Source organism: Paenibacillus sp. J45TS6 (assembly GCF_018403285.1).
Lineage (GTDB): Bacteria > Bacillota > Bacilli > Paenibacillales > Paenibacillaceae > Paenibacillus.
In genome coordinates, this window is record NZ_BOSJ01000007.1 from 160,869 (window position 1) to 184,335 (window position 23,467).

Below are 23,467 nucleotides of genomic sequence, written 5' to 3' on the forward strand. Positions count from 1 at the left end.
AAAAGGTCTTATTCGGGAAATAATGAACTGTGGTTGTCATATTTATAAGGAGGAAATACAGAAATGGAAAGCAGAGTAGATAAAAAAGTGTATAAAACAATTCGAGTAACGGTTAATGAAAAACCGGTTGGAAAAGCATTAGTTATGGACGGGGTCACTTATGCTCCGATTAATAAAAATAAAAGAACCGTAGAAATGAAACGTCGTTAATATCAATGCTTCATAGTGAGCAACACGTGATAGGAAAGAACGATCAGATCGGAAACGGGTATATGATTCAAAAACCCCGTGTTCGGTTTTTTATCATGAGAAAAGATACAGTAAGGAACACAGATCTGTGAGATTTGTGTTTTTTTGTCATAAAAGGTCGGAAAATAACGAATGGATGGTGTAAAGACACAAAAATTTGCAACTATTTGTATAAGAACATATGTTCCCTGACAATCAGTTGTCTTTTTATCCTGTTAGTATTTAAGTAAAGCAACTGAGGGGGGAGATTTTAGTGAGTTCATCTTTGGATGTATTTTATACTTGGAACCGCGAAGCTATTCCCGTTTCTGGCGAAAATTCACTGTTTTTGCTGATTGAATGGCGCAGTGGACCACCGGCCAAGAGACAACTGAAGACACAGCCTAAACTGTTATTCCGTGAAGTGGAATTGTTAATTAAACCTGAGAAGGACATGCAGATCAAAGCAGTTCATGGTGTGAGGGCAAAAGAATCCGACGCCGGATGGGTAATTGGTCTCGGTAACGCGTATAAAGGGAAAACAAAATCTTTCTTACTAGAATTCGATGTAAGTTCTCAATCTCCAGGCAAGAAACCGGCATGCTCCGCTTATTGGAGTGCACTGAAGACAAAGCAAGAACAACGGGTTTTACTGCGAAGAGAACAAATTAATTTGCTTGTTTCCACACATTTTGGGGTAATTGGAAGAGAACCAGACCCACGGGTGCAGAAATATGCAGTACTAAGTCAATCGACTGTAATTATGAAGCAGAGCCTCAGGGCGTTTGAAAGAGGCAGAAATGAAGAAGGAAAAGAAATTATAAAAAGACATACAGATGGATTGTTGATCCTAGCCACGAGGACGGGCGATTTAGAGTATTATCGGGAGGCTCATATTCTGAGTTGTTTATGCCTTTATTATGAGCAGACTCATGAGAAATCTTGTTATGATTCGGTTGATGTGGAAGAAGATCAGAGTCTCACAGTGTCTTATGGCAAGGATTACTATGATAAAGAAGCAAAATAAGCAGCAAGATTGCTGTTTAGGTATCAAATATTCAGTACTTATCAGATAGCATCTAGGTTTATAACGGAATATACATAATGAAAACAAGCCAAATAACCGATATAAGTCCAAAGAACTATAAACTTACGAGGCGATATTAGTTCTTTTTAACTATAGTGTTGTTATAGGGGGCATCTCATGACAGAGCGACTTATACGATTAATGCGTATTATTACCTTGGTACAGGCAAAGCCTGGAATTTTAGCAAGAGAATTAGCAGAACGTTGTGAAACATCAGAGCGTACAATTTACCGGGATATGGATGCACTTAGTGCAATGCATATTCCGGTTGTAAATATGGGGCACGGACGTGGATATCAGTTTATCAGCAGGTTTGCACTTTATCCGCTGAATTGGTCAGAGGAAGAAACGACAGCCTTTGCAAAACTAGCAGATGTTATGGACGAAGTGAAACCATTATTGCCTTGTGCTTTTGAAAGTGCCTACGAGAAAGTTATGGCTGTAAGTCTAAAGAAGAAAACAGAACGAGTCGAATGGGCTGAACAATTTGCCGAAGTGATTCGGCTTGGAAAAGCAGAGGAACACTGGCAGGATGAAAGGGACAACAAAATCATTGTCAGTATTATACAAGCTTCTTTGTCACAGAATACAATCCAGGCTGTCTACGATTCGCCGATTGAGGGCGTTGAAGGGTTTGTTAACATAGAGCAATCTAATCTAAAACTAACGATCGATCCTTATCATTTAGTACCTAAAGGATATCATTTTTATGTAATCGGATATTGTCACAATACAGAGAGAGTAGAGTCTTTTCGAATGAGCTGCTTTCTTGAAGCGGAGATTATGCCTCAGACCTTTCGGAGAGAAATGTATGCACAAAACATCTCCATGAAAGACACATTGTCTGTTAATCCAGGGCTGGAACGAACCTTGTTTAAAGTGAGGTTTTATGAGGAAGCTGTGGAGAAGATGAAACGAAGTGAATTTCTGGTAAAGCCTAAGTATATACACGAACCAGATGGGAATATGATCCTTGAAGTCATGGTGAATAACAGTGAAGAGTTTATGGATTGGCTTATGCCTTATGGACCTGCTGCCGAAATACTCGAGCCCCCGTATTACCGAGATCAATTACGAGAGAGGCTCAAGACTTGGCTTTGTTTCTATCAAGATGAGTAACCCGTTTCGTGTTAAGAATCAGATGGTCTAAGCAATTTGGCAAGATCTCCAAAGGGATTATGTTTATCATCATCTCCGCTCGAATATACAAGTTTGGATTTCGTTCCTTCTTCGTCAGCGGCACTGTTCTCCGCAAGCTTCAAGTGTTCAAAATGATGAATAAATATTCTCGCTGTATTGATGGCGTCATCAAGAGCGCGATGCTGGGTACCGTCAAATGGAATACCACACATCGTAAGGGCCTGACTTAGTCCAAGCTGGCGGGAACCTCCTTCTTTACGAAGCGTCCTTGAGATTTGTTTTTGGATGTCATTATGGTTCCTGATCCAGTCCACTTTCACCTGATGCGTACGGCAATGGGATAAGAATTTGCTCTTGTCGTCTGGTCCCCAGGAACAGAGATAGTAGGTAGCTGGCAACCATTCGATAAATTGCTGAACGGCTTCGGGGAATAGAGGAGCTGCATCAATATCTTTCTGCGTAATACCGGTGAATTGGATCGTATCTGTGGACAAAACGGATTTGTTGGAAGGTCGTACATAGGTATGAAATGAATCAACAACCCCTAGACTTCCTTTATCATCAATTGGGGCAACCTTTACCGCTCCGATGTCAATGATTTCGGAAGAATACCGAGTACTGCGGCTTACCGTAAATTCAAGATCATAGATAATGTAATTCATCAGAAATAACTCCTTTCTCTATTTATTTTTGATTCATCTGAATCAATTCATCTATAAGCTCATTCTAAGATTCTCAGATCTATTGTACTATATTACTTGTTAGATAATAGACTGTCAGCGTATTTTCTATCACTTTCCTGGCAAGAATACTAGCTAACTAATTTTTATAGGATTTGTGTATACGAAGGAGATTGACTTTTATGTCATATTCCAGTAATCTTTTTGAAAAATGCGAACAGCGACGATCAAGGACATAGTATAGGATGACAACAAATTTCATAAGAGAATGAGATCCGATAGGCTGAAAGGTCTCTGAAATTTGAACTTATACTCCTACCTTGGAGCTGCAAGTAAATCTTGAGCAGATTTCACTTGCCGGGTTAGGCACGTTATGCCATAGAGAAGATTATTCTTTTGTATCTTGCCACGTTAGACTGGGTAACAGTTTACGTATTACATTACAGAGGAATAAACTTAAATTAGGGTGGTACCACGACATTTTCGTCCCTTGACGAAAGTGTCTTTTTTTATTTTACAGCCTATAGGAGGAGGGGGACAATCATGCGTCAGAGTCAGTTGTTTATTCCAACCTTGAGAGAAGCGCCTGCAGAGGCAGAAGCGCGAAGTCACCAAATTTTGCTGAGGTCAGGTATGATTCGGCAAACGGCATCCGGTATCTACAGTCTTTTACCGTTAGGCAGAAGGGTCCTTCATAAGATAGAACAAATTGTTCGAGAAGAAATGGATGCCATTATGGCCCAAGAAACGCTGCTTCCTTCGCTGCAACCGATCGAGCTATGGGAAGAATCAGGTCGAAATCGTGATTATGGGCCGGAGCTTATGCGATTATCTGATCGACATGACAGGTCCTTTGCCCTTGGACCTACTCACGAAGAAGTGATTACCGCACTCATCCGCGATGAAGTTCATAGTTACCGTCAGCTGCCGCTTACGCTATATCAGATCAGTACAAAATATCGGGATGAACGAAGACCTCGTTTTGGTGTACTGCGCGGCCGCGAGTTTCTCATGAAAGATGCGTATTCTTTTTCCGCTAATTGGGAGGAGCTTGACCGAGTATACGAAGATATGGTCCAGGCATATACACGGATCTTTACTCGGGTAGGACTTCACTTCACGAAAGTGGAAGCAGATGCAGGAACGATTGGAGGAAGCGGCGAAACACACGAATTTATGGCGCTCGCAGACATTGGTGAAGATACAATTGTGACTTGTACCTCTTGTGATTATGCAGCAAATCTAGAGAAGGCGACTTTTAAAACCGATGCAGATGCTGGAGGGGCTGAGCCGTTTACTCGAGTGTCAGAATCTCAGAAGACAAAGGTTCATACCCCAGACACGAAGACCATTCCGCAAGTTGCTTCATACCTGGATCTCGAACCGCAGAATATAATCAAGACCCTGTTGTATGAGGCAGATGGTGTCCCTGTTGCTGTACTGATTCGTGGAGATCATGAGGTGAATGAGATTAAATTGCAGCATGCACTTAAAGTGGAGCAACTGGAGATGTTAGATCAAGAAAAATATAAGGATTTACAGCTTCCTGTGGGATATCTCGGACCATACGATCTTTCCATGAGAATCATTGCCGACTATGCTGTTATTTCTATGGATCGTGCGGTGACTGGGGCGAATGAAGTGGACCATCACTATATTCAAGTGCAGCCAGGGCAAGATTTCACATGGGATATAGCAGTCGATATTCGGAATGCCGTAGAGGGAGATTTATGTTCTTCGTGCGGTTCTGCGCTTACGTTCGATCGCGGAATCGAAGTAGGGCATGTATTCAAACTGGGTACAAAATATAGTGATGCGATGGGCGCTACTTTCCTTAATCAGACAGGGACTCCTCAAAAACCGATTATGGGCTGCTATGGTATTGGAATTTCTCGGCTGCTTGGAACGATTGCAGAGCAATATTCGGCAGATCGTAAGATGAGCTGGCCAGTCGCTGTTGCTCCCTACCATGTGCATCTCATTCCGATTTCTGTGAAGGATGAGGTACAGATGGCACTCGTTCACGAACTTGAAAGTTCGCTGACTGCCCTTGGCGTGGAGGTACTCGTAGATGATCGAAATGAGCGTCCGGGCGTGAAGTTCAAAGACGCTGATCTAATGGGTCTGCCGATACGAGTCATTGTAGGAAGAGATGCAGCAGAAAGGCAGGTCGAGTGCAGTTGGCCGGCGAATTCTCACGATGCAGAGAACACGGAACCATCTAGTTCTGAGCGCATGTCTGTAGAAGAAGTGCTTGAGATAACGAAAATGCATATTTTCCCAAAAGCAGACTAGTCAAAATGCTTAATATATTATATTCTATTAAAAACGAGTTTGACCTCAGCATATAACGATTTGTCCTAAAGCATAGGGCCTTGATTTCAATCAAGGTCCTTTTTTGTGTCTTTTTAGGGTTGTTGTGTAAATAGAGCAGGTATTTCTGAAGCTGGTTTTCTATTTTAAAGTGCTGAGAGATAAATAAGAGGGAGGTTTCAAACTACAAGGTAAAATATGTATTTAAATACGTTAAAAGGTAAGTATTGCAGACCGATAAAAAGAATAAGGAAAAACAATACAAAGTACAAAATTAGATGATAGGAGATTAAAAAGCATGAAAAAGTTAATTTTGTCGATTATGTTAGGGTCTTTGGTATTTACTTCGATACCTGTTGATCGTGTAGGAGCTGCGGGTGCTGCTTCCGTAGAAGTATTATTAGATACAAAGAAAATGAGTTTCCCTGATGCGAAACCTTTTCAGGACTCACAGGGAAGTGTAATGGTTCCAATTCGATTTGTATCTGAAGCGTTAGGGGCTAAGGTGAGTTATAGCAAAAGCGGAAAGACGACTGTGGTTGGTGTTACGAATCAAGATCATACGGTAAAAATGACGGTGGGACAAACTACCGCTTTGATTGATGGAAAAAAGAAAAGTTATGGTACGAAAATTATATTGAAGCAAAATCGGACCTTTGTCCCCTTACGATTGGTGAGTGAAGGGTTAGGGCAGAAAGTGGAATGGGATAAGGTAGGGCGCTGGGTTTGGATTGGAGAAAAGAATTTTAGAAGTACGGATGATAAGGAATTTAAGTTAAGACCACTTAGTGACTTTAAAGAGTATTTCGAAAAAACTCCGAATCGAATTACTGAAAAAACACAAGGTGTGAAAGTTATAAGAATGAGTGATTTTCCAATCAGACTAGGAAGTGGACAGGTCATTTATAGCATAGACATGATAAAGCGTAATGGAGAAAATTATATTACTATTAGAAGTAGTGAGAGAGGGAATCCAATAGACTTCTTAATTAAGAATGACTATATAAAAGGAAGAAATCACGTAGATAATGCATTCCAAAATAATAGTGATAAGACAGGAACAAATTTCTATCCGATTATCAGTTCTTCAGATCATTTTCAAAATGGGAAGTTTGTGGAAAATTATGATTACACAAAATTCAAACTCAGCAGTGTAGATTATATTTCTTTCAGAACAGATGACCCAGATAACTATATTGTAATTGTAGCTAACCCTTTTAAATGAAAGAACTTATGAGAAAAAAATTAACTAATATACTAATTAGTATTATTTTTATATTGTCGTCTGTGTTTATTCTTCCTCCAGGACAGGCAAAAGCAATTGGTGTTGAAAGATTATTTCAAAGTCCTGATAACCCTAATGTATACTATTTTGTCGGTATGGTTTATTTTGAAGTTTGGAGGAATTCTGCGGGAGATTGGACTGATGGGAAAAAACCAGGAGGATCTTACAATGTTGATGGTTTTGATTATACATTCTCCTTTAATTCTTCTCGAAAAGTTAAAGCAGTGAAAGTGAGCAATTTTAATTTTAATTGGAAATATGCAGAACAAACCTTTGATGCCTCCCGCAAAGGTGAGTTAGCTACAAATAACAGAAAATACTATGAAGATGCAACCTCAACCAGATATAATTTTACTAATCCAGTAATATGGACAGGTAAGGGTTCTAATACGGCTTATGTACCCATTTATGTTAACAATGGATTGCTTGAGGCTAATATCCAACCTATCGATCGTAAAAAGGAAGAGGAAGACGAAGGAAAATATTTTGATTCTACTGTGTTAGGGTATCGGTATTTTTTTCCTACTCTTTTTGAGATCGAACTAGAACCTGAAGAAGGCAAAGCAATCATAAAACATTACACTACCACAGGTAAGTCTCTTGATGGAGTGTCTAGTTTCAAGAATCGTGAGGAGAAGATAGAGAAAGATAAAGCTTATAACTTTCCTCATACGACAGGGACAGCAGATTATCCATACATAGGTTATAAGAAAAGTACCGTTGCTTCACCAAGTGGAGGTGACATTACACCAGGGGATCCTCCTAAATTCACTTATGATGCAAGTTTTCCAATCTACTATGTGAATTTCTATTACGAACCAAAAATAGATCCGCCACCGTCACCGCCCACTGATTCAAGTGGAGGTGGAGCCTGCACCTATAATATAAATCCACCATCTCAAGTGGCTTCGCCTGTATCATCTTTCATGGAGCCGGGCGCACAAGGACATATCCTTGCGGATAACAACACGAATGGAAGACAGTTTGATGTAACTCTCGGTATTCCAACTTCGGAGAACCTCTACGCAAATACGTGGGCTATGAACTATTTGTATCAGCATACTTTTGGTCAGCAGAAAGGGAAAATCACGTATACCTGTAACGTAGAAGCTACTTACGTCTTAAAGTGGAAGGAAAAACAACCAGACAAAGTAGACGATAAAGGTAATAAAACGCCGCAGCCTGATATTGATAAGACAGATACGGAAGTGAAAAACTATCCTTTTTCTTTTACACGAGATTACTCTTACTGGAAAATCAATAATCTTGAAGTTTATCAGATCAATGAAGCAACGATGAGTAACTATGCTTTGCCTGGCGGAAACGTAACCTTACGCCCCAAAGGGTATAGTCCTCCTTCTATAAATATGGAGCATGCTGAAGATGTAGAGGTGCATGTGATACCAAAAGAAACCGGCGATATTCGTTTTACACCGGAAGTCGTCGATAAAGGTGGATATTCTAAGCCTTCTCCTCCTGATGATACATCGAAGATAAAGGCATTAGCTGAAGGGCAAACCAAACCTCCTGATGTGAAAAATGATGCCCTGCAGTTTTCTTATGGAGGCAGTACTACCACAGTGATGGACGGCAGCACAGTCTCACAGAACGGACCTACTCCCTCGAAAATACCGAATCCATCTAAGATGGGATCGTATAAGGAAACGGGAGAACAGGTGCTTTTCCAAGACCAGTTACTAATCAGCCGTTCTTTAATGAACCAAGCTCATACCACTTCTTCTGGAAGCATTAAGTATGGCTTGCTCCCTACTACGGTTGGCGGCAGTGGTGATAAGACTTATCCCGTATCTCCAATTAACACCGTTACTGTCCACACCCCAGTTGTGAACTACTCTTCCGTAACGGATGATCAGGAGCATAATCAAAAAACAAAACCAAATGCGGCTCGAGCTGCCTTTATCTTAGATCGACCATTTAAAGTACGAATCCCAACAAGTGGACAGCATGTCAGTTACCCTGGATATGGTGATCGTGATTATGCGAAGTATGTGAGAAGTAAGGAAGTCTATTTTCCCTTTGATGTGTACAGCGGTGACCAGCGGACTTTCTATCCAAAGAATACTTGGATTTCTGTCCCGGTAACTCAGCTCGAAATGGAGTTTTTCCTGCCGGTATGGGTAGATGAAGAGGACTATACGGTATGGTTCCGTACCATCGCCGAGAACTCGCCAGCTGATTTTAGCCATCAGCGGGATGCGAATACGAATCTTGCTCATCATGTTGCCACAGATTCAGCAGAAGTTGAAGTGATTGGCCGGTTATATGACTTTCACATTACAGACATTGCAGATTATGAGTGGGAGAATGTATTCCGTAGTAGCCTAGGAAGTTATGTACCTTCCGGTTTTAGCTACTGGACAGGACTGAAAGGAATCGATGGAGCAGCGAGAGGCAATAAACTGCCTTATATCCTGCCTGTGAGACCCGGAAGTCATCCGGTTCCGAGTTACGCGAATGTAGCTGTGAACACAGGTTATCATTTCAAGTTTGATGTAAAGACAAAAGGGAATATGTTTTCATCCACCGATGGAATACGGATTACACCTACCTTTTATTATGTAGCCAAGGATGGCACGGAGAGACAGGAAGTTGATCTGTATTATAGTAAAGGTAACAAACACTTTATACGGATCGGTTCGGAGCAAGATGAAGAGAAAAGATTCGTTGTGCTTAATACACGTTTGCGTAACGTACCTCTTACGGAAATGGCGGATACGGCAGCGTATCGTTATGCAAAAGAATTATCTGATGCCGATCGTCACCAGACTTCAAAAGACGTCTACACAGCGCAGTATGTAACAGGAGCTGCCAAAACCCCTGCTTGGGCAGGCCGCTATTCCTGGATGTTATTATCTCGTGATTTGCGTACGTTCATGGGTCCAAAAGATAAATTGCCTGAAGGTGTTGATACGTATAGGGCGAGTGCCTCGATCCAGCATTGGTATGGCGAATATAGCTTGCCAGCAGATGTAGTAGCGGTGAAGAAAGGTACTTCACTAGAGAAGTATGCGAGAGCTGAAATGTTGGATGACCAATCAGATCTACTGCTGAAAAGTGGGTATATCATTGTTAACTTCAATATGGAAAGTATCCAGAATGGAGACACCGCGAATCCTCACTTGCAATACATTTATTCTCCGCTAATGAATCAGTGGAGGTTAGAAGGATATGAGCGTGGGTTCGTGACGCCTAAAGGGGATACTTTTTCTTCATTGGATGGAGATGTGCTGTATTATAATAGCGATCTTTCGAGCCGAGATGATTTCTCCTCTGAGGTTCCTCATTAGTTGAAGGTGAGAAGGTAGCTGGGCAGCATTTGTTGCCACAATTAAGCACCAAAAAGGCCCTGCATTTGCAGGGCCTTTTTGTGCATGCTGTTCAAACTTTAAACGATACTCTTATGATATTTTTCGCCTTACTTATGTGGTACCAATCATGATCTTGCTTACAAACCATTACTAATTGACTACTTTTTTGTCTAATACTTACATATGGGCTTGCCTACGAGCTACATAATCGCGACTTCTTAACTATATTATCGGTTATATGTTGAGAATATTAATAGATTAGAGAAAATATTTTCAAAAAAATAGGGAACAAGCATGACTTTTGATCTATATTTTGTTACTAAGACGCAACAGGGAGCTTTAAAGTCTGACCTGGATAGATCCAATGTGCATTTTTAAGTTTATTGAGTTGTTGAAGGGTCTGCCAAGTGGTGTTGTATTTAAGGGAGATGGAATACAAGGTGTCCCCTGATTTTACAACATATACGGATGGCTTTTCTGCAACAGGTTTAGACGGTTTGCTTGGTTTAGCTGGTTTTTCGGGTGTAACAGGAACCTCAGGTGCTGGTTTTTCTTCTGCTGGCGGAGCAATAACCGGAGCTGTCCCTTCCGAGATCCGACCATCTGTAGTAACCGTTCCTTTGCCTAACTTTTGCAAATGAGTAATTAATGCTTCATCCAGAGAGCCGTACATTCCTGCTTGGCTATATTTCTTGAACATATCGTATTCATCGCCGCCGATGGACGTGAAATCATTGGTTGCCAGGGAATAAACGGCGTTCGGATCAATTGCTTTTCCGCCAACCATCACGGAGTGAACCCGGCTTCCAGCTTCTTTTGAAGGGTCGATTTTAAAAGTAAAGCCGGAGATTTGGGGGAATCCGCCGCTTGCTTCGGGATAACTTTTCACCCCATTTTCCAAGGCTGCAATGAGGTCTTCACCTTTGACATTTAATGTGACAATCTGGTTACCAAAAGGAAGCACGGTAATGACTTCGCCTTTAGTCACTTCCCCTTTCTCAATGGAAGCACGAATACCGCCGCCGTTCGTTAAGGCTACATCCGCACCCGATACATCACGAAGGGCATCTGCAATGAGGTCTCCTAGATTGGTTTCGCCAGTGCGTACTTTCTCACGAGCACCTTCCAGATCAGTTGAGATGTTTGCTACCACTTCGTCTAGAATCGGCGCTTGTTCTTTGGTGATGGAATCAACCAGAGCAGCTACTTTTTCATTAGGAGCAATTCCTGCTGCTTCTTTTTCGTCAATGAGGGAGGCTTTTTTCTTAACTACATCACCGCCGTCAACCCATAGATCCACGACACCAACATATTTAGTGTATTCACCGGCACTGGCAATTAATGTCCCATTATCCGCCAGAATTCCATCTTCGAGGGTTGTGTGGCTATGACCGTCTATATAAACATCAATACCATCGACTTCTTTTACCACATCAAACGTATTATCTGTATCCGAATCATCCTGCCCGGTATGAGCCAGTGCAATGATAACATCTACTTTGTTACGAAGTTCGTCAACGTATTTTTGCATTTCATCCGATGGATCTGTGAACTGAATACCTTCTACGTTTTTTGGATTTGTTTTATAAGCAGTTTCCGGTGTAGTGAGGGCGATAATGCCGAGTTTCACTCCGTCCACTTCTTTAATGATATATGGATCAAAAAGGCCTGTGCTGTTCTTTTTCTTCACATTGGCACTAATCATAGGAAAGTTCAAATCTTTACTTAGTTTCACTAGATGCTCCCAGCCATAATTGAATTCATGGTTACCGGGAACGATGGCATCATAACCCATTTCATTCATGACTTTCACGATACTTTCTCCATTGACAAGTGTAGCGAAGGTTGTTCCGTGAATTGCGTCACCGCCATCTAGAAAAAGAGTGTTGGGGTTATCCTTACGGTACTTATCCGCAATTCCAGCAACTTTGGCATATCCCATGTTCGGCGAATCTTCTACGGCTCTTGCATGGGTATCATTTGTATGTAGGATGGTGATGTGAGTTCCCTTTTGCTCAGAAGTGGAGGCCGTCCCTCCCAATTCTACTGCTGCATTAGCAAAACCCACTGAACTGAAAAATAATGCGGAAACGGCAATCGTCGATAATGTCTTTTTCCATTTAAACATATAAGTTTCAACCCTCCCAATTTTTATCTCAAGCACATTTTACCAAATAACTATGAAGAATAGTTCATTTTTTTAATCACTTTCTTGAACAGATGGAAGGTTACACCATAAAAGATATGAAGTAGAATAAATATAGTATGGTCTGTTTTGCGTACGAATTAACGTAAAGCTCTTATTTTCATGAGAGGAGGAATTACAAATGATTAGAGGATTGTTTGAAACACATCTAGATGTACTGGATCTGGCACGCTCTGCTGCATTTTATGAAGACCAGGTTGGACTTGAACTCGCCCATACCGATAGCCGGGGTGCCCGGTTTTACTGGATTGGCGGAAAAGGAAATGCCATGCTCGGTTTATGGAAAAAGGAACCGCATGAAATTTCCAGGCAGCACTTTGCTTTCGAAATACCGCTGTCTGAATTTACAGAGACAATAGACACGCTTGCTCAAAAAGGAGTGCTTCTTGATAATTTTGTCGGTGACAAAACCGGCAGGCCCTACGTTTTTGGATGGATGCCTGCTGTCTCTATGTTTGCAGAAGATCCGGATGGTCATTTAATCGAGTGGCTGTCCATGCTTCCTGGAGAAGCGAAGCCAGAACTTGGGGTGATTCCATGGGAAGACTGGGATAAATTATAATTTAAAAACAGTATGAAAACTCTCATGAACATACAGATAAAATAAATAAGAGCGCGCGTCCATTTTTTGAGACGGGTGCTTTTTTCAATATAGAAGTGAGCTCTGTAGTAATGCTGTCATAGGACAGCTCTTTTCAAGTTGCTAGCCACGAAGATAAATCACTTATAAGTTAAACTTATATAATAGAAGAAACATGATTTTTTTCGAGAAATAAAATGTGGTTTTTAGTGATAAAACTGAAAAATTAAAAATATCTATGAAAATCTTCCACAAGGGATAGACGAGTGCAAATGATTTCAGTAGAGTGGGTAAAAAGAAAAGATAAACCAGTGGATTGGATGCCCTGAAATAACGGAGGAAATCATATGGACAAATTACGTGAACACAGACAATATGCAGAAATAGATAAACTCGAAGGTTCGCGGGCTACTTACGAAAGAGACTATTCCCGCTTAATTCATTCACCGACGTTTCGCCGGTTACAGGGGAAATCCCAGGTGTTCGGTGCAGGCACAGGGGACTATTATCGCACAAGGCTTACTCATTCGCTTGAGGTGGCGCAGATTGCAAGGGAAGCGGCCCGAAGTCTGCTGCGAAAATATCCCGATGCGGAGCTTGGCAGGGCAGATAACCCAGGGCTCGTTATTGACCCTGAAGTCGTAGAATGTGCTTCCATTGCTCATGATTTCGGCCATCCGCCTTTTGGGCATAAAGGAGAAGAAGTTCTCGATAACATTTTGACGAACTTGGTTCAGGAGAAAACGCAGTCCATTGTGGATGTAAATAAAACAGGCAAGGCATCACCAAACCAAGTACAAAAAGTAACTGAAGCTATGCGCAGAAAGTATGAACATTTTGAAGGGAATGCACACAATTTTAGACTCATGATGTTCCTTGAAAAGCGAGAAAACATAGACGGATTAAATCTTTCGGATGCGGTGCTTCTTGGAGTTAATAAATACCCTTATCCCGGCACAGAGAACAAGAAGGGGATGTACCAACATGAGTGGCAATACATCAGCGATATTCGCAGCGAGTGGAAAATTCCGAAAGGGCAAAAGACACTAGAAGCCCAGCTTATGGACCTCTGTGATGATATTGCTTACTCAGCTCATGATTTAGAAGATGGCATTAAGGCAGGGAAAATCGAAGTTCATGAACACTTTTTGCATGACCCGCACATTAAACGGCTTATTGTTGATAAGATCATGACGCTCGATGATGCATTCTGGTTGGGGTGGACGAAAGAAGCCATTGAACCAAAGGTAGAAGAGGTACTGAATAGTTTTCTCCGCATTTGGGAAGAGAAGATCCCTGGCTGTGACCATGATTTTTCTCGTACCCGCCGGGAAGTAAAAGCGTATTGGGTGAGTTTGTTTGTCAGTTCCTTGGGGATTATTGATACCGGAGACTGGAAAAAGGTTACTTTTGTCAAGGAAGGGAAAGAGGATCTTGATCTGCTCCGTACAGTGAGTGTGCTCAAAAGTTTCGCATGGGTAACGATGATCAAAGATCTTAGAGTTCAGCGTCTGCAAAAAAGAAGTGAATGGATTCTCCGGCGTTTATGGTATGCATTTAACGATCCCGCGACTTCAAAATCGATCATTCCTTCGGATTGGCTGCAAAGGTATGAAAAAGACCAGGCTCGCCCTAATCCAATATGGACGTGGGAACACATGATTATAGACTATATCGCGGGGATGACGGATGCCTTCGCTGAGAAAATATACAATGAATTATATGGTCTAAAAGTTGGCTCAATCTATGATCTTGATTAAATAATATTAAAAATCACTATTCATAGAGATATACTTGGTGTATATTGGATACAACCTCCATTTATGAAAAATAGAGGGACGAACTAAATATAACGGAAACAGGTGTACGGTGCTAGATGCAGCCGTACTTAATAGGGAAGACCGGTGAGATACCGGCGCGGTCCCGCCACTGTAACAGAGATGTAGCTTGCCATATGCCACTGGTTCATGAGGTGAACTGGGAAGGCGCATAGCTTATGGATCTTCCTCTGGAGCCAGGAGACCTGCCTGTTTTGACAACACTGCTGTACCTACGGGAGATAGGAAGGTGTTAAGATGGCTACCTGTCTGATCAAGAACAAGGGGCGTCTTTACCCTAGGTAAGTAAGGAAACAGCAACGTTTTACGTTACAAATGTAGACATCCGAGTTCTGCATTTCGTAAATAAAGACGGAACCGTTCTCTAGGTGAAGACGTCTCTTTTTGCCATTCGTAACCCAACCGAAGATGAACCAAGTTATTCATATTATACCTATACGGAGGTAAGGAAATGAGTCAATGGATCAGTAGTAATCTAGGGTATCCGAGAATTGGTGCCAATCGTGAATGGAAGAAAGCACTCGAATCTTTTTGGGCAGGGAAAGTAAGTGAATCTGATTTTCTTGCAGAATTAAAAGGAATTCGTCTTGGACATTTGCGACTTCAACAAGAGAAAGGAATCGATCTGATTCCAGTAGGCGATTTCTCACTTTATGATCATGTCCTTGATACAAGTACAATGTTTGGCATTGTTCCAAAGCGCTATGGGTACGAAGGTGGAGAGGTATCTTTGGATACTTATTACGCAATGGCTCGCGGTAACGATCAGGCAGCCGCTTCCGAGATGACAAAATGGTTCAATACCAATTATCACTATATCGTTCCTGAACTCGCTGATGCGAATCCTTCACTAACAGTGAATCGTCCACTTCATGCTTATTTGGAAGCAAAACAGGAACTCGGCATTGAAGGAAAACCAGTTCTTCTTGGACTTTATACATTTCTTAAATTATCAAAAGGGTATGCGGACACTGAACTTCCTTCCCTTGTAGAACGTTTCCTTCCGCTGTATTGTGAAGTGCTTTCTGAACTGCAGCAAGCGGGAGTAGAATGGGTACAAATCGATGAGCCTAGCCTCGTTACTGATATTCCAGCAGAAGATTGGAAACAGATTGAGCGTATTTATGAAGAACTGAATAAGGTAGCGCCTGAGCTTAAGATCATTTTACAGACGTATTTCGAAGCAGTGGGAGATTATGAGAAAGTGGTAAGTTTGCCTGTTCAAGGGATTGGTCTAGATCTTGTTCACGGTGGGGAAGCGAATCTTGTACATATTCGTGAGTATGGATTCCCAGAGGACAAAGTTCTTGCTGCAGGTCTGATTGATGGTCGTAATATATGGAGAAGTGATCTGACGGAGCGCATTCAGGTGATAAAAGAGCTCGGTAAGATCGTATCCCCAGATCGATTGATCATTCAACCATCCAGCAGTTTGCTTCATACACCGGTATCTCTTGCAAAAGAGGATGCGCTGCTACCTGTTCTGCGTAATTCGTTAGCTTTTGCAGAAGAGAAATTGGATGAAATTCAGCTGCTGGTGAAATGGGCGGCAGAAGATGAGAATGTCATTCAAGAAGCTTTGGCTGAGAACCGCAAGGCACTCACTGAACTGAACACATCCGTATTCCGCAGTAACGGTACGGTAAGAGAAGCCGTAAATAATCTGGATGAATCTTCATTCGTGAGAAAATCTGATTTTTCAACAAGACATGCTGCTCAGCAAAAGAGATTTAATCTTCCTATTCTCCCTACAACGACAATCGGAAGTTTCCCGCAAACTGCTGAAGTTCGTAAGGCGAGAAGACATTGGAGAAATGGACAGCTGGACAACCAGCAGTATGAAGCTTTTGTAGATGAGCAAACGAAGGAATGGATCGACATTCAAGAAGAACTGGGCCTTGATGTGCTGGTTCATGGTGAATTTGAACGGACAGATATGGTGGAGTTTTTCGGAGAAAAATTGGGTGGATTTGCCTTCACATCAGGAGGCTGGGTTCAGTCTTATGGCTCACGCTGTGTGAAGCCGCCGATTATTTTTGGAGATGTTGTATACCAAGAGCCAATGACACTGAGAGAAACAGTATACGCTCAGTCCCTTACGAAAAAACCAGTAAAAGGGATGTTAACAGGACCAGTGACGATTCTGAATTGGTCGTTCGTTCGTACAGATATTCCGCGCAGTGAAGTTGCTTACCAGATTGGACTTGCACTTCGTGAAGAAGTTGAAGCACTCGAGTCCGCTGGCATTGAGATGATTCAAGTGGATGAGCCGGCACTTCGTGAAGGACTTCCGCTGAAGAAAGCGGATCATGAATCTTACCTGACAGATTCCGTAAAAGCATTTAAATTATCAACTTCATCCGTTAACGATACAACGCAAATTCATACGCATATGTGTTATTGCGAGTTCCATGATGTTATTGATTCAATCGAGGCGATGGACGCGGATGTTATTTCTCTGGAAACTTCCCGCAGCCACGGAGAATTAATTGAGAACTTTAAGACACAGACGTATGACAAAGGAATTGGTCTTGGCGTTTACGATATTCACAGTCCTCGTGTCCCTTCCGTAGAAGAGATGAAAGAGGTTGTCGTATCTGCGCTGGATGTGCTGGATCCTGAACTGTTCTGGATTAACCCGGATTGTGGTCTTAAAACAAGAGGGAAAGAAGAAACGGTAGCAGCCCTTCGAAACATGGTGGCAGCAGCTGGAGAAGCACGGAACCAAATTCAAGTCCCTTCCTTATAAAAAATGATCCTGGCCGTTTTGTCTCACCATATCGTGGTGAGGCAGACGGCTTTTTTTTGATGCTCAGTCGTTTCGCTTCTTATAGGTGAAATTTGATTTTGTAGAAATGAGGTTGCTATACTAAATTAATTAATTGTTATTTTGTTATAGGCAGGATGATAAGCAGAATTATGATAATCAGGGAGTTGAGAATATATGAACCAATTGGGTTCACCATCATTAGAATTAGGAATTTTAGATCTCGTTCCCAAATTAATGGATGTATCTGCCGAAGAGGCAATCCGCCAGTCTATCCATCTTGCGATCAAAGGAGAAGAGTGGGGATATACAAGATACTGGACCTCAGAACATCATAATCTTCCAGGTACAGAATCTGCGAGTCCAGAAGTATTACTATCTCACATCGGAGCAAAAACCAATCGAATCAAACTTGGATCAGGAGCCGTACTGCTTCCTTATCATCATCCGATTCGGGTAGCAGAAAATTATCATATGCTGGCTTCACTCTATCCCGGACGTGTTGAGCTGGGAATCGGACGCGCTCCAGGGGGATCGGCACATTTATCGATGGCTCTTGCCGGCAATTATTTAGAGAAAGTAGCCAAATATCCTGAACTCATTAAACAGCTTCAAGATTTGCTTCACGGCAGATATAGTTTTGATGGGGAGCCGATTGTGGCTAAGCCAGTACCGGAGATTCCTCCTACTCTGTGGCTGTTAGGGACCAATGTGAAAAGCGCGGAGTATGCCGCTCAGTTTGGAACGGGTTATGTATTCGGTCAGTTTATGAGTGAGCAGGATGCTGCCGAGATGCTGCAAAAATATAGGGAGCAGTTTATCCCTTCCGAGAATCTTGCGAAACCAAAAGCGAGTATTGCGGTCAATGTGATCTGTGCTCCTTCTGCAGATGAAGCCCTCTCCTGGAAAGAGGAAGCGCTCATCTTACACCGGAAAGCGACGGGCGGGATTGTAGAGGTGCCACCTTATCCCGTCATTATCGGAAATCCAAAAGAGGTCAAAGAAGAACTGCTCGCACTTGCTCATGAAACAGGTTGTAACGAGATCCTAATCTCTACCCGTGTGGCATCCTATGAACAACGTTTATTATCCTATGGATTGTTAGGGGAAGAAATGAGCAAAGGGTAATAGATTTTCACTCTCTTCCTATATTATTGATCTTTAATTTAAAAGATAGATAATTGTACTTTTGCTATAGAGCAAATCTCTTTTTATTACATAGAATAGAGTAATAAGGAAGGGAGTGAAGTGTATGCCAACATTCGATAGTATCAGTGTAACGGGAGATGCAGCAATTAATGGTCATCTTCAGGTGCTTGGGGGTACAACTTTACAAGATTTGAATACCCAGAACCAAACGATTCAGCAGAGCCTTAATGTAAATGGCAGCCAAACCATTGCCGGGCATCTGCAGGTAAATGGTAGTGCAACCGTTTTGCAACATTTGGGTGCAGGACAAAGCCTCAGTGCGAACGAGAATGTGGTAGCTGGATCCAAACTCCTGTCTTTAGGGGTTCCCGCCGTGCCGCCCGTCAGCGCTGCTCCAAGTGGTGTTAATTTCTATAATGCAACGAACAGCGGTCAGCCTGGTTTGGTACTGAAAGGGACAGACGGGAACAACTATGTTCTATTTATTGATTTGTCTTCGGGTACACCAACCATCGGTATTCATCGGGTTTAAAGAATTAAGCGGAAAGGTTTGGTATATTACCTCTTTTTTGCATGATTTGCGTTTGCCTCCATGTACTTTTCATGACGTGTAACGGCTTCTTGAACGGCCTCCAAATAGGAAAAATGATGTTTTTTATCTGGTTCCAGATAAGTCCCCTCCGCCCATTCATTCCAAGCATTGATAAATAGAAACTCAGATTGATATATAGAAGCAGCTCGGTTCATCTGTTTCGTTAAATAATAGCTGAATTTCTCGGGAGTAGACCCGATACAGCTTTGTCCACGGGCTCCAATTCGAGGGGTGTTATCCCAATTGACATAGGCACCTGGGAAAATCGTTTCACCGCTTCGGTGCGGAGATCGGTTCAGTATCATTTCCCATACTCCGTCATAGTCAAATACGAGATGATCTCCATCCTTGGTGCTAATATAACTCCAAAGATTTGCATTATATCCATGAGCAAACGTATAATGCGGTTCAAATTCAATACTTGCTTCAAAACCAGACTGCGGGGGGATCTCGAATCCTCCTAATGTTCTTGCAAAATAGATACCTTCGAGCCCACTTCTTAGGGCAAGTTGATTCCAAAACCGAAGCATTTCTTCACAGCGGGGAATCGCGCCCGGGCGATAGATAACAAATAGAGGTTTATTCTGAACCCGGATATATCTCGGATCTTGAAATGCAGTCAGGAGTTCATCAAAATGCTCTGCCCAGTCATTTTCATCGCCATAGTCTTGGGGCATGAGGATTTCATTATTTCCGCCATCCCATTTCCGTGTCCAAGGTTCATTAGCCCAGGATAGACAGAAAGGAAAATCCGGTTCCCCTGATTTCAGAACAGACTGGAACGGCTTTTCGAGCAGACGCTTTCCCTTAAACCAGTAATGGTAGTAGCAAAACCCGTAAATGCCGTGAGATCTAGCCGCGTCCGCCTGCCATTTTCGAATCGAAGCATCCATTAAGTTATAATACAAATCTTTTAGCGGTTCTTTCGGCTGAGCATGCTTCTTATATAATGGTTTGTTTTTTCGCGTATTAGTCCATTCGGTGAATCCCTCTCCCCACCAGGCATCGTTTTCATCAATCTGATGGAACTGAGGAAGAAAATAAGCAATCAGTTTCATATGGAACTCATCTCCTTTCCTCTATCTAAGACGTTCATATAAAGAGGTAAAGGCCCCTTTCGGAATACATAAATCACTTGCCCTCAAGAAGGGTATTCGTAAAATCCATCATCAGATGAAAAAAGGAATAGTCATATTCGCTTCGTACCAGAGCTCTGGAGCTAATTTTTCTTTTCTCCTCTGGATGTTCCCTATAGTACATCACATGCGAGCCAAGTTCTTCAGGACGATGAAAAGAAACAAAGTCTTCTCCCGTTTTCATATACTTATCCCAATTCACATCATATTCCGCAAGCAAAAAGCCTCCGCACGCCGCTATATCTAATCCTCTTCGGTCATTCTCACCAAAACTTATGATGATATCTGCTCCATTATAGAGCTGCTTTAGATCATTACTTGTCTCGGGGATCCAAGGTTCTACACCAGGAATGTCTCCCCAGTTATCACCTATGGTGAGTATGCGTCCATCCGGGCTGCTTCCATGAATCGCTTCAAGATAGGGATCTAAACGAGGTTCATAATCTCCAAGAAGGAGTAGATCGGACTGTACATGTGCAGGTGCTTTTTCAGGAGCGAATAGCTCCGGATCAGAACCGAAGGGGATATAGACCACCTTTGAGCTCGTCATCTTTTGATACCTGTGGATGTACTTCGGATTTTGTGTAATAACATAATCCCAGACTAGAGAATCAGGAGACGTATTTAGGTGAGGAAGAGGATCGTGGACATCATGTAGCCAAAGGACTGTCTTAAGGTCTTTAAGGTTAGATACCTGAACAGCAAGAGGCAGATTTGTTCGGTTTCCAACGACAAGGAGGACATCGGGTTGATATAGTGCTATTACATTGACTAAGTTATCTTCCACCTTCAGCGGGAGTACCTCTTTAAAAAGCATACGTAAAGATTGTCTAAACAGGATCTCTGTTGAAGGTAATCCTGCTTCGTTTTCCCAGAGTAATAGAAGTCGAAGTTTCTTAGCATCTCGAATAGAAAGAGATGGTTTATTAGAGGGAGTAAAGGGAGCAGCCGAGCTCCGATTCTCAGGAAGAGGATGGTTCAGCTGCACACCTGGATTAGAAATCTTTTGCGGAAAAGAGAGAACTTTAGAAGCGGTAGTTAAATTCGCTGGTTTTCGCTTTTTGGTGACAGTACGTTTCCTTCTAGGTACAGCTGTTTTTTTATGCAAAGAAGATGCCGACTTTTCATTTTTTTTCATGACTGGTTTCGTTCCTTTGTATTTCGCATTTTAAGGTAGTTTATGATGAATGACTGCTTTGTTTCATGACACATACCCAAAATAAGTGAAAAAGGTGATTATTTAGGCTAGATATATAGTGAGTAACTCACATTTTCACTTTCACTTACCGACATATTAGAAAGAAGTTAATCAATCATGAAGCTTTATCACAGAGAAACTCATAGAGAGAAGTGTGTTAGAGGCTTTCGGTAGGGGGAGAACCATTGTTTAAGAGGAAAACAATAGGGCGGCGAATTACGTTTGTAATGGTGATGCTGCTCATCTATGTGATCGTGGTTGGATCTGTTTCCATATTACAGACCAAATCTATGGAAACAAATGCGAAGGACATTACTCAAAAAGTAATGCCTGCCATGAACCAAATTAATAATATCACATTTGCTTCCGAGCATATTCAGAAGCTGAGTTATGATTATTACTTAGCAGCGGATGATGAGGGAAAGAGAAAGGCGATCGGAGAGGAACGATTACAGACCATTCGCTATCTTAGCGAGTCGAAAACAGCATATGAAGCAAATATTACAAATGAGGATATTCAAAATCAATATGATGCTTTTACAGCGGAATGGAATGCCTATAGTAAAGTGAATACGAAAGCCATTGAGAAAGTAGATTTGAATGATCACGATTTGGCTTATGAAGTATTGCTCAAATCAGAGAGTTCCTACCGGAAGATGCTGGTCCAATTAACATCCTTGGCTGAACTGAATCAACAAGAGGCAGATCAATCGACCAATATGCTAGAAAAAAGTTCGTTTAGAGCTGTAGGGGTCTTGATTTTTGGTATCAGCTTAATCCTAATTGCAACACTTGTCAGTAATTTCGCATTAATTCGTGCGCTGGTGAAACCAATTAAGGATATTGAGAAGAATGTACAATCCATCGCGGATGGAGACTTAACTATAGAAGATATTTACCGGAAGAAAGAAGATGAACTTACATCGCTCGGTAGAGGAGTTAATCAAATGAAGGCAAATCTGGTTGAGATCGTGAGACAGATCAGCGCCTCATCCAAGCTAGTAGAATCGCATAGCAGCGATCTCGCAGTTACATCCGAAGAAGTGAAACTTGGAAGCCAGCAAATTGCGATCTCGATGGAGGAATCCGCAAAAGCAACCGAAAGTCAGGCAGAAACCGCTACTTCCGCCGCTAGAACGGTTGAGGTGCTGAATGAGCATATCCAGGATCATGCTTCGAAAGGAGAGCAGCTTAAAGGCATGTCTGAACTTGTTCTTGAACGAGGAACTCGCGGAAAAGAAATTATGCAGAAGTCAATTGAACAGATGAACCAAATTGCGGACCGAGTATCCTCCTCTATGAATCAAGTGAACCAACTGGATAAGAGCAACGAGAGTATATACGAACTTGTTCATGTGATCCGCGAAATTGCAAGACAAACCAATCTGTTATCTTTGAATGCATCGATTGAAGCAGCGAGAGCAGGCGAGCATGGACGCGGATTTGCTGTCGTCGCGGAAGAAGTAAGATCATTATCAGACGCCGTTCAGCATACGGTGGGTCAGATTAGTGAACTGACTGCTCAAATTCAGCAAGGTACGAGATCGGTTGTGGAGTCCCTCGAAAGCGGAGTACAGGAAACGACGCGAGGAACCCACCAAATGGAAGAGGTAAATGATGCATTTGAACAGATTACGTCTTCGGTCGTTGAAATGGTGGCTGTCATTAATGAGGTGACATCAGGTCTTGGAGGGATGCAACAACTAAGCGGCGAAATGAACGATTTCAGCCAGCAGATTTCTGCGATTTCACAGCAGTCAGCAGCGGGTGTAGAAGAAGTGTCTGCATCGGCAGAGCAGCAAGTCGGATCGCTTGAAGTGGTCGCGGATCGAATTGGGAAGCTCAGAACGTTGTCAGAGGAACTACTCGCTTCCATCTCTCAGCTTCGGGTATAATAGAAGCGAGTATGAACAATACGAGATGAGAAGGGATTTACGGT

16 protein-coding genes and 1 riboswitch are annotated in these 23,467 nt (G+C 42.1%); of the genes, 12 read left to right on the forward strand and 4 right to left on the reverse strand.

Translation table 11 applies throughout. The annotated features are described in order from the left end of the window. The first annotated feature begins 63 nt into the window (after positions 1-63). From KJS58_RS12725 to KJS58_RS12735, 3 genes are all read left to right on the forward strand, one after another. A complete protein-coding gene (locus KJS58_RS12725; protein ID WP_191797045.1) occupies positions 64-210 on the forward strand; it encodes a hypothetical protein in 147 nt (48 codons plus the stop codon). 292 nt (positions 211-502) lie between these two features. After that, positions 503-1,255: a hypothetical protein gene (locus KJS58_RS12730; RefSeq protein ID WP_213532861.1), complete on the forward strand. Its 753-nt coding sequence runs from the start codon at positions 503-505 to the stop codon at positions 1,253-1,255. A 177-nt stretch (positions 1,256-1,432) separates the two neighbouring features. After that, on the forward strand, positions 1,433-2,434 hold the full coding sequence (locus tag KJS58_RS12735; protein WP_213532862.1) for a helix-turn-helix transcriptional regulator: 1,002 nt from the start codon (positions 1,433-1,435) through the stop codon (positions 2,432-2,434). A gap of 11 nt (positions 2,435-2,445) precedes the next feature. Here the strand turns inward: KJS58_RS12735 and KJS58_RS12740 are convergent, their stop codons facing one another. Next, positions 2,446-3,117: a 3'-5' exonuclease gene (locus tag KJS58_RS12740; protein ID WP_213532863.1), complete on the reverse strand. Its 672-nt coding sequence runs from the start codon at positions 3,115-3,117 to the stop codon at positions 2,446-2,448. 561 nt (positions 3,118-3,678) lie between these two features. Between KJS58_RS12740 and KJS58_RS12745 the strand changes: the two genes are divergently transcribed. The 3 genes from KJS58_RS12745 (at position 3,679) to KJS58_RS12755 (ending at position 10,041) form a co-directional block, all read left to right on the forward strand. Beyond that, positions 3,679-5,430 (forward strand): proline--tRNA ligase, encoded by a 1,752-nt coding sequence (locus KJS58_RS12745; RefSeq protein WP_213532864.1) that lies wholly within the window; start codon positions 3,679-3,681, stop codon positions 5,428-5,430. Positions 5,431-5,746: 316 nt separating this feature from the next. Further along, positions 5,747-6,673, forward strand: coding sequence for a stalk domain-containing protein (locus KJS58_RS12750; RefSeq protein ID WP_213532865.1), 927 nt, complete (start codon positions 5,747-5,749; stop codon positions 6,671-6,673). Further along, positions 6,670-10,041, forward strand: coding sequence for a DUF5704 domain-containing protein (locus tag KJS58_RS12755; RefSeq protein WP_213532866.1), 3,372 nt, complete (start codon positions 6,670-6,672; stop codon positions 10,039-10,041). The genes KJS58_RS12750 and KJS58_RS12755 overlap by 4 nt, the downstream gene beginning before the upstream one ends. A 340-nt stretch (positions 10,042-10,381) precedes the next feature. On the opposite strand, the gene KJS58_RS12760 is transcribed toward KJS58_RS12755, so the two are convergent. Continuing rightward, complete coding sequence (locus KJS58_RS12760; protein WP_213532867.1) at positions 10,382-12,190, reverse strand: 5'-nucleotidase C-terminal domain-containing protein; 1,809 nt, start codon at positions 12,188-12,190, stop codon at positions 10,382-10,384. A 199-nt stretch (positions 12,191-12,389) separates the two neighbouring features. Here KJS58_RS12760 and KJS58_RS12765 point away from each other — a divergent pair, with 199 nt between their 5' ends. The 5 genes from KJS58_RS12765 to KJS58_RS12785 all read left to right on the forward strand — a co-directional run bounded on the left by KJS58_RS12765 (position 12,390) and on the right by KJS58_RS12785 (position 19,134). Beyond that, positions 12,390-12,830: a VOC family protein gene (locus KJS58_RS12765; RefSeq protein WP_213532868.1), complete on the forward strand. Its 441-nt coding sequence runs from the start codon at positions 12,390-12,392 to the stop codon at positions 12,828-12,830. A 365-nt stretch (positions 12,831-13,195) separates the two neighbouring features. Beyond that, the gene (locus KJS58_RS12770) at positions 13,196-14,608 is read left to right on the forward strand and encodes a deoxyguanosinetriphosphate triphosphohydrolase family protein (RefSeq protein WP_213532869.1); all 1,413 of its coding nucleotides are present in this window, start codon (positions 13,196-13,198) and stop codon (positions 14,606-14,608) included. An 83-nt stretch (positions 14,609-14,691) separates the two neighbouring features. Then, positions 14,692-14,893, forward strand: a riboswitch (cobalamin riboswitch). A gap of 244 nt (positions 14,894-15,137) precedes the next feature. Continuing rightward, entirely contained in the window at positions 15,138-17,435 is a 2,298-nt protein-coding gene (gene metE / locus KJS58_RS12775; RefSeq protein ID WP_213532870.1) for a 5-methyltetrahydropteroyltriglutamate--homocysteine S-methyltransferase, read from the forward strand. 195 nt (positions 17,436-17,630) lie between these two features. Then, the gene (locus KJS58_RS12780) at positions 17,631-18,581 is read left to right on the forward strand and encodes an MsnO8 family LLM class oxidoreductase (protein ID WP_213532871.1); all 951 of its coding nucleotides are present in this window, start codon (positions 17,631-17,633) and stop codon (positions 18,579-18,581) included. A 124-nt stretch (positions 18,582-18,705) separates the two neighbouring features. After that, positions 18,706-19,134, forward strand: a complete 429-nt coding sequence (locus KJS58_RS12785; protein ID WP_213532872.1) for a hypothetical protein — start codon at positions 18,706-18,708, stop codon at positions 19,132-19,134. 26 nt (positions 19,135-19,160) lie between these two features. On the opposite strand, the gene KJS58_RS12790 is transcribed toward KJS58_RS12785, so the two are convergent. Further along, positions 19,161-20,252, reverse strand: a complete 1,092-nt coding sequence (locus KJS58_RS12790) for a glycosyltransferase WbsX family protein (protein ID WP_213532873.1) — start codon at positions 20,250-20,252, stop codon at positions 19,161-19,163. A 73-nt stretch (positions 20,253-20,325) separates the two neighbouring features. Further along, the gene (locus KJS58_RS12795) at positions 20,326-21,468 is read right to left on the reverse strand and encodes a glycosyltransferase family protein (RefSeq protein ID WP_213532874.1); all 1,143 of its coding nucleotides are present in this window, start codon (positions 21,466-21,468) and stop codon (positions 20,326-20,328) included. A gap of 245 nt (positions 21,469-21,713) precedes the next feature. Between KJS58_RS12795 and KJS58_RS12800 the strand changes: the two genes are divergently transcribed. Further along, positions 21,714-23,423 (forward strand): methyl-accepting chemotaxis protein, encoded by a 1,710-nt coding sequence (locus KJS58_RS12800; RefSeq protein WP_213532875.1) that lies wholly within the window; start codon positions 21,714-21,716, stop codon positions 23,421-23,423. Positions 23,424-23,467 lie beyond the last annotated feature (44 nt).

Bases quoted from the DNA above. Each gene is read 5' to 3' on its own strand.
- KJS58_RS12725 (WP_191797045.1), top strand. From the start codon at position 64: ATGGAAAGCAGAGTAGATAAAAAAGTGTATAAAACAATTCGAGTAACG.
- KJS58_RS12735 (WP_213532862.1), top strand. From the start codon at position 1,433: ATGACAGAGCGACTTATACGATTAATGCGTATTATTACCTTGGTACAG.
- KJS58_RS12740 (WP_213532863.1), bottom strand. From the start codon at position 3,117: ATGAATTACATTATCTATGATCTTGAATTTACGGTAAGCCGCAGTACT.
- KJS58_RS12745 (WP_213532864.1), top strand. From the start codon at position 3,679: ATGCGTCAGAGTCAGTTGTTTATTCCAACCTTGAGAGAAGCGCCTGCA.
- KJS58_RS12750 (WP_213532865.1), top strand. From the start codon at position 5,747: ATGAAAAAGTTAATTTTGTCGATTATGTTAGGGTCTTTGGTATTTACT.
- KJS58_RS12755 (WP_213532866.1), top strand. From the start codon at position 6,670: ATGAAAGAACTTATGAGAAAAAAATTAACTAATATACTAATTAGTATT.
- KJS58_RS12760 (WP_213532867.1), bottom strand. From the start codon at position 12,190: ATGTTTAAATGGAAAAAGACATTATCGACGATTGCCGTTTCCGCATTA.
- KJS58_RS12765 (WP_213532868.1), top strand. From the start codon at position 12,390: ATGATTAGAGGATTGTTTGAAACACATCTAGATGTACTGGATCTGGCA.
- KJS58_RS12770 (WP_213532869.1), top strand. From the start codon at position 13,196: ATGGACAAATTACGTGAACACAGACAATATGCAGAAATAGATAAACTC.
- metE (WP_213532870.1), top strand. From the start codon at position 15,138: ATGAGTCAATGGATCAGTAGTAATCTAGGGTATCCGAGAATTGGTGCC.
- KJS58_RS12780 (WP_213532871.1), top strand. From the start codon at position 17,631: ATGAACCAATTGGGTTCACCATCATTAGAATTAGGAATTTTAGATCTC.
- KJS58_RS12785 (WP_213532872.1), top strand. From the start codon at position 18,706: ATGCCAACATTCGATAGTATCAGTGTAACGGGAGATGCAGCAATTAAT.
- KJS58_RS12790 (WP_213532873.1), bottom strand. From the start codon at position 20,252: ATGAAACTGATTGCTTATTTTCTTCCTCAGTTCCATCAGATTGATGAA.
- KJS58_RS12795 (WP_213532874.1), bottom strand. From the start codon at position 21,468: ATGAAAAAAAATGAAAAGTCGGCATCTTCTTTGCATAAAAAAACAGCT.